Origin of the sequence: Pedobacter jamesrossensis, from assembly GCF_042650905.1 — a bacterium.
Taxonomy (GTDB): domain Bacteria; phylum Bacteroidota; class Bacteroidia; order Sphingobacteriales; family Sphingobacteriaceae; genus Pedobacter; species Pedobacter jamesrossensis.
The window spans coordinates 1-7,225 of sequence record NZ_JBHSBY010000024.1; the positions used below are offsets into that span (position 1 = coordinate 1).

A 7,225-nucleotide genomic window follows, 5' to 3' on the forward strand; every position below is an offset into this window, starting at 1 on the left:
AATCAGACCATTAGGTTGGATAATAACAGCCGTGTAAGGCGAGAGTCTTACGCACGGTTGTGTGAGAGGTTCGGACTGAAATTTCCCTATCTACTCGACTATTACTGTATTACAACTACAGGAAGGACCAAATGTTGAAATGGCAAAGGAAACAGGAAGTTTATGGCAGAGCGTTCACAGCAGAACCACGTTAGAGAACTGCTTATATGAGGGTAGGACGGAATCCGAGAGTAAATTATAAGAGGAGCTGAGCCGAGCCGTGCAACCAATGGGCACAATGCCTGGCAAGAAGTGAATACATCGGTTGTCAAGAGATACTATTTCAACAAACCGCTGTATACCGAACGGTACGTACAGTGGTGTGAGAGGACAGATAGGGAACTAATCCCTATCTTCCTACTCGATTTTAGTTTTTGATAATCAATAAACTTTCTTTTCTAAAGTTTAAATAGGAGATACTAAATAAAATCACCGTTAAAGTAAAAACTGATAACAAGTTTAGAAGAACAGAATTAGTTTTTTGCGGGATGAATTTCTCTAGTTTGTAGTTCAATATATCTGTCGCTTTTACATTCTTTTCCTGGAAGATGCTTGGGTAAAAATGTAACCTAATTTGTTCATGATGTTTTCTAACCTCATTTTGAAACTTTAAATGTTGATTTAAATCAGAGCCAGCCAATTCATTTATACCAATCTGTGTTTGTATTGAAGGAAAAAACAGGGCAACAATTTTTGTGAAATTCTGCCTCGATTGAAGCTTTTTATCAATTGCTATTTTGCTTTCTAAAGCCTGATCATCTCCCATTTGTTGCATGGCATAATACCAATACCAGCTAAATGTTTTTTCTTCGGGAAAAGGATATTTTCTGAGCTGCGGGTAATGCTCAAAAAATGGTTTCATCGTTACCTCCTTTGCTTTATCCCACTTTTCATGATAACCTTCGCGTTGGTTAATTACATTTTGTAAAGCCTCCGGTATGGGAAATTTCTGAGTTAAGAACAAATTTAATGATGCTGGAATAATAATACAAAGCATTACCCAAACCGCAATTAATCCTGATACATTAAAATTTGAAGATTTATTAAGAGAGATAAATAAGTATGAAACTCCAAACCAGAATGCCAGATAAAGCATAATTAAAATAGATGCATAAGCCAGTGTAGAATCAATTGGCAAATTAAGATAAATTACCGAAGAAATAGTTAACACTAAATTTATTGCAAAAACCACGACAATTCGAACCACCATTTTTTTCCATATTATATTTTGCGAATTGTTGGTTTGCGAGCGCAGTAACGGCCAGACACCGCTTTCTTTCTGCTCAGAAAGTATATTGTAACTAAAAGCAATTATAACCAGCGGGAAAAGAAAAATAAATACGAAGCTCAAGTCCATATTACCCATTAATAATGTGGTTGGGTTGTTAATGTCGGTATCATAAATTTGTCCTTCTAAGCCAAGCATGGTTACCGAAATTAAGTAAGGATTTACATCTCTTTGCCCATTTGCAAAGGCCGCCCAAGGACTTGGTTCATTAGCAAAAGAAAATTTATTATGAAACATAACAAGGCCAAGTTCGTCTCCAAAATGCTCAACATTTGTTAATGTATTTTTCTTTTGCAGCAATGCAGCTTTCTCAATTACCTGTTGCTGTTTTTGAATAAATGTTTTACCAAGATAAAGACCTGAAAAACCAGCTAAAAGCAAGACTAAAATGCCAATTTGTGAAGAAGGATTCCTGAAAAATAATTTAAATTCCAGATTATAAATGCTATTTGTCATGTCGTTTTTTAAATCGTTTTAATCCAGTTTGATGAATATTGAAGTAATAAAATTGCTGCAACCAACCAGCATAATTGCGAAATCAATGGCAATAACTCGTTTCCTAAAACAGAATTAACTTTACTGAAATGATAATTAAAATCAGGTTGTTGCGACCAATTTGCCCGGCTAATAGAATGCGGTTTACCTTTTTCTCCTGGTGAAATATTGCTGATTTTATCAATCTGAAGTTTATTCATTTTTTGAGCTAAACCATATCTATAATTTTCGGCCTGCTCCTGAAAATCTACATAAGTTTTAAAATCAGAACCTGTAAGCGCCATAGAAATGTTTTTAACGGCCAAATAGGGATTCAAAAATCCTGCAATTGTGGTGATACCATTTTGTTTATCGAAAGTTTTATTTAAAGTTTTTTGATGATTGCTGTAGATTTTTGAAGTGATTTTCTCACCTTCCGCCATAATATAGCCCCCATAATTAAAGGGAAGTTTCTTTACATCGTTAACCTTGTAAACTTTAAGTAGCGAGTCTTTTATTGATGCGTAATGCAGGTCATTAGGGTTATGACTATCGCCTTGCTTATGTATATCATCGGCAACTGCATCGGCAAATTCTATTTTAGATGGCGTTGGGTGTAATTTTACACCAATTGCTTGGGTTAGTCTGGGCATAATAATCAAAAAGAAAATCCAGCAGGATAATAAAATAATAAGCGCCGACTTCGAACTTCGCTGAAATGCTGATACTAAAACAGCTATTACAGAAACTATGAAGAAATAAATTGAATAACTTAAAATCAAGATTAACAGTCGAATGGCAGAATCTGCGGTTATTTCCCAATTACTAAGCGATGCCCAGAGTAAAATTGTAAGTAATACAATCGGAATAAATATAGATAGACAAACCGAAATTATGCCCAAGGTTTTACCCCACAATAGTTGTTTCCAACTTACATTTTGGCATAAAATAATTTTTAAAGTTCCTGTTTCCCGCTCTGCGGAAATACTGTTATAACCTAGAAAAAAAATGAGTAATGGAACCAGTAACTGAAGCACCATTGCAACACTGATTTCCCCGAAACGAAGCATGCCATTAGAAAAGCCTGCTTCGCTAAAGTTTACCGTATTTTGTTTGTGTGCTTCTAAGAAAATTGATACGCCGGCAAAACTTTCAATACCGAAATCAAAAAAACTGAGTTCATGTTTTTCGCGAAAAGCAAGATAACCGTAATGCGCCATTCTATGCGGATGCTTGTCAGGTTTGGCAAGCCATTGCGCTCTAACAACTTCTTTATAATGCACGCGTTGGTTATTCTGCTGCTTAAAATTTTGCCAGCCTACATACGTAGCAAGGCAAAGTGATAAACCAAGCAAAACTGTAAAAGCTAAAGTTGCTTTGTTGGTAATAGCCGATTTAAAAGTTTGTTTTGCTATAATTTTAATAATATTTTGCATTAGATTCTGTAGGTTACGTTAAACATTACGTTTCTTGGTGTACCTGGGAAAAGACGCAAATAATTTTGCGCCCCAACCCAATAGGTTTTGTTTAAAATGTTGTTCACATTTACGGCTAGTTGAACTTTTTTGCCAGATGGCACATAATACAAAGCTGCATCTACCAAAGTGTAAGCTGGCAGAATAAAATCTCTTATGTAAAGGGGAAGTTTTGTACCGCTATATTGTACGCCAGCTCCTAAACCGATATCTTTAATTAAGCCTGTTCCTTTGAAATCGTATCTGCTCCAAAGGCTTGCACTATGTTTTGGTGTATTTTGTACTCTTTGGCCAATCAGCTCAGGATTGAAATCATCTTTAATTATTGCATCAACATAGCTATAACCTGCATTAAACTGCCAGTTAGGCATTATAAACCCCGAAGATTCAATTTCTAAACCACGACTTCTTTGTGCACCACGTTCTATTAACCTGTTAACATCCAATGGGTCGTTGGCATTCATTAATAAATTTTTTTGATTGATTTCGAAGAACGAAATGTTTACCATCAAATTTTTGTTTAACCATTCAGATTTTGCTCCGATCTCTTTTAAATCACTTTCTAAAGGTTTAAAGTTTGTACCAGCCGGAGGCGGAACAATTACAAGTGACGAAGTATTTCCCTGGGGTTGATAACCTTGCAAGTAAGTTCCGTAAATATTGATGTTAGACGTTACGGCATAAGTAATCCCTACTCTTGGTAAAAGTTTGTGCTGTTGAATTTTCTTTTCGTTAGCTAACTTATAATTGCTGTAATCTTGATACCATTCTTGCCTTAAACCAAGCGTTAAGGTTAATCTATCGTATTTAATTTGGTCTTGAAGATAAACTCCATTAACCAAGTAATATGCAGGTGGAATTTCTGTTTTTGTAAAAACATAATCGCTTAAGTTTTTAATGGTATAAGATGGATTTGATAAGTTAAAATGCTCTACATTAGGAACTGGGGCATTTACACCGTTTACTACCTTAAATAAATAAAGGTCTTTTTTAGTCGCATCGTATCTGGTAGCAATTGTTCCATCTTTTAATCTATAACCTTGTGCCGAATTTTCTCCGCCACCGCGAAATTTTTCGGTATTTAATCTATCATAACCAATAACAATTTTATGGTTTAAGCCAAACGTATTTGTATTGATGCTAAAGTAGGTGCTTAAATTATCTGTACTCCATTTTTGCTGTCTCTGCACTGCCCTCATTGCAGCCAGAGTTGGTATTGGTTGATTGTTTTCGTCAACTGCGAAAGCATTGGTTGTTCTATGCTCCAATAAATCTTCCGTCCAGTTTTGCTTCATGTAAGCGATATTAAATACAATATCTTTGGTTAAGGCGTGTGAGAAATTTGCCATCAACATCAAATCCTGACTATTAAAACGGTCGTTACTTGCACCCATGTTAAAGGTTATTGGTGTGCTTTGCAAATCGGTTTTACCTGCAACTGCGCCAAAAATTGCTTGTCCTCGGTCTAATCTCGAATTACTATTATTCATTACAACTTCTACATTTAAACTTGTTTTATCATTCGGTATGTATGAGATTGAAGGCGAAATCAAATAACCTTTTCGATATTGCAAATTTCTGAAGCTTTTACTATCCTCATAACCAATGTTTAATCTGTAAAGCAATGTTTTACTTGTATTTAATGGCCCTGTAAAATCTAATGCACCACGAATCGTGCTAAAACTTCCGGCAGAAATGCTAATTTCTTTACGCTCTTCTGCAAGGGGTTTTTTGGTAACCAGATTAATGCTGCCACCGGGGTCTACACTAGAAAAAGTTGCACTAGCCGGACCTTTAATTACTTCAATTCTTTCGAGGTTGTTTGTTAAAGGTTGGTTGAAATAGTATTGTCTGGTACGCATGCCGTTTATAATTGCACCTTCCTCGTTTTGATTAATGCCTCTAATTGAAAACTGATTATAATAACTGCTTTGGGATACGCTGGTTACATTTTTTATCGCATCGGAAAGTACAGCAGCCTGTCTATCGGCAATTAACTCTTTAGAAACAGAAGATATAGATTGTGGTATATCTTTATTTAAAGCAGCTGTTTTTGTAGCCGAGAATGAATAATTTCCATAGTATTTCTTGCCATTAGTGCCTACAACTTCTACGGTTTGTAATTGCTCATTAGCAACCTGAAGAATAATGGTTTCGATATTAAAATCGGCCAATTGATTAATTGGATAGATTGAACTGAAACTTGTATAACCAACTGCGCTAACAATTAATGAATATGTTGCTTTTTTGGGCAAAATGATAGAGAAATTTCCAGCAGAATCTGTATTTGTATTTAACTGGTCTTCACCACTTTTAAATTTTATTGTAGCTATATGAATTGGCTGGTTTTGCGCATCAGTTACTTTGCCAATTACTTTAACCTGTGCAAAAACATTTACACTAATTAGAAATAAAATTAAGGTTGCAAAAAATGATTTTATAAAAAAAGGATAATTATAAGATGGTTTCATCGGTGTGTTTTAAATAGTTTGGAGGTAAAGTTTTTGTAAATCGGAAGCAGTTATTTCGCTTGCTTTAATAGTGTGTACAAGTTTGCCTTGTCTCATAATCCCGATGTTTGTTGCCACATTAACAGCATTGAAGATGTCGTGTGTAGCCATTAAAATTGATTTTCCTTCGTTTGCCAGTTTCTTTACTAATTGTGTAAATTCTTCTGTTGCTTTCGGATCGAGACCACTTGTTGGTTCATCCATCAGGATAATTTTTGCATCTTTTGCAATGGCAATAGCAATACCAACCTTTTGGCGCATACCTTTACTAAAGCCCGACAAATTTTTGTGGTGCGCATCCGCTTGAAGTCCACATTCATTTAAAAATTCAGTTAGTGAAGCAGATGTATAATTAAATCCAGCTAGCTTAGAAAAGTAATCGAGGTTTTCTAAGGCAGTAAGGTTTCCGTAAAGCATTACAACTTCTGGTATATAAGCAATATGCTTTCTTCTTGTATCGCTCGTTGCAGATATTTCTTCATTATTAATAAGGATTTTACCCGAACTTGGTAGGATAAAGCCAAGAAATAAATTGATTGTTGTTGTTTTTCCGGCACCATTTTGACCTAGTAAGCAGAATACTTCGCCTTGATTTACAGTTAAATCAAGTTCGTTTAAGGCTTGGTGCGATTGATAAGTTTTTGATAATGAAATAGCTTGAAGCATAAGGATATGGTTTTATAAGCGCACACCTGTTGGCTGCGATATTAAACAGAAATAAAAAATAGATTAAATGAGACTTCTCTGAAAAGTTTAGTAAACGGCTTAATTCCGTAATTTTAAAAACATCACATTGGATGAAGTCAAAACGCATATAAAAGCCTTCGACTTAGATTAGCGTAACATTTTGGAATTAATTTAAACAGTTTCTAAGCTATAAAGCTTGGCGGACCTTTGTTAGAACTTAATAATACAAAGGCAGAAGATTTCCCTAAAATGAAAATGACGGGCTTTTCTTCAGCTTTTAATAAGCTTAAGCAAGGTAATGTTGGTGCTGGTAAAGTGTAAAAATGGGAGCGATGCTTTACTAAATCGCACAGTTTACATTTTAGTGCAGGTAATAATAATTGCTCATGTAATGAGGCTTTTTCTACTTTTTGTATGGAGCTTGAAACATTTTCAAAGCCATGATTGTGAAGAGTTTCGATTAATGTTGCATTTACAAAAATTGCCAATAGCAAAATTGCCCAAACACGATTGAAAATTGTATAGCGATATTTATAAGTCCAGTTATTCAATTGCAACAAAGTTACATTTAATAATTTATTGTCAAAATTAATTAGAAATAAAAATTTAAATTTTGTTGCGGATATTATTTAAGCTTTCTAAATAAATTTTTTGAAATAGGCGTTTAAGTGATAATCATTTTATATGTGTGAGGTGGATTTTTGATCATTCTATTCATTAGATTTTCAAAAATGCCTTCTTTCATCTTGTGT

Annotated in this window: 5 protein-coding genes; all 5 read right to left on the bottom strand. The window is 34.6% G+C overall.

Annotated features, from left to right (window positions below):
* Positions 1 to 406: 406 nt before the first annotated feature.
* The gene (locus ACFOUY_RS04140) at positions 407 to 1,783 is read right to left on the bottom strand and encodes a DUF3526 domain-containing protein (protein ID WP_378959194.1); all 1,377 of its coding nucleotides are present in this window, start codon (positions 1,781 to 1,783) and stop codon (positions 407 to 409) included.
* A gap of 8 nt (positions 1,784 to 1,791) precedes the next feature.
* Positions 1,792 to 3,237 (bottom strand): ABC transporter permease, encoded by a 1,446-nt coding sequence (locus tag ACFOUY_RS04145; protein WP_378959195.1) that lies wholly within the window; start codon positions 3,235 to 3,237, stop codon positions 1,792 to 1,794.
* The gene (locus ACFOUY_RS04150; RefSeq protein ID WP_378959196.1) at positions 3,237 to 5,747 is read right to left on the bottom strand and encodes a TonB-dependent siderophore receptor; all 2,511 of its coding nucleotides are present in this window, start codon (positions 5,745 to 5,747) and stop codon (positions 3,237 to 3,239) included. The genes ACFOUY_RS04145 and ACFOUY_RS04150 overlap by 1 nt, the downstream gene beginning before the upstream one ends.
* 9 nt (positions 5,748 to 5,756) lie before the next feature.
* Positions 5,757 to 6,452, bottom strand: coding sequence for an ABC transporter ATP-binding protein (locus tag ACFOUY_RS04155; protein ID WP_378959197.1), 696 nt, complete (start codon positions 6,450 to 6,452; stop codon positions 5,757 to 5,759).
* Between the two features lie 203 nt (positions 6,453 to 6,655).
* The gene (locus ACFOUY_RS04160; RefSeq protein WP_378959198.1) at positions 6,656 to 7,030 is read right to left on the bottom strand and encodes a hypothetical protein; all 375 of its coding nucleotides are present in this window, start codon (positions 7,028 to 7,030) and stop codon (positions 6,656 to 6,658) included.
* Positions 7,031 to 7,225 lie beyond the last annotated feature (195 nt).

What these genes read in the sequence shown, in the direction of transcription:
- ACFOUY_RS04140 (WP_378959194.1), bottom strand. Translation starts at nt 1,783, where the DNA reads ATGACAAATAGCATTTATAATCTGGAATTTAAATTATTTTTCAGGAAT.
- ACFOUY_RS04155 (WP_378959197.1), bottom strand. Translation starts at nt 6,452, where the DNA reads ATGCTTCAAGCTATTTCATTATCAAAAACTTATCAATCGCACCAAGCC.
- ACFOUY_RS04150 (WP_378959196.1), bottom strand. Translation starts at nt 5,747, where the DNA reads ATGAAACCATCTTATAATTATCCTTTTTTTATAAAATCATTTTTTGCA.
- ACFOUY_RS04145 (WP_378959195.1), bottom strand. Translation starts at nt 3,237, where the DNA reads ATGCAAAATATTATTAAAATTATAGCAAAACAAACTTTTAAATCGGCT.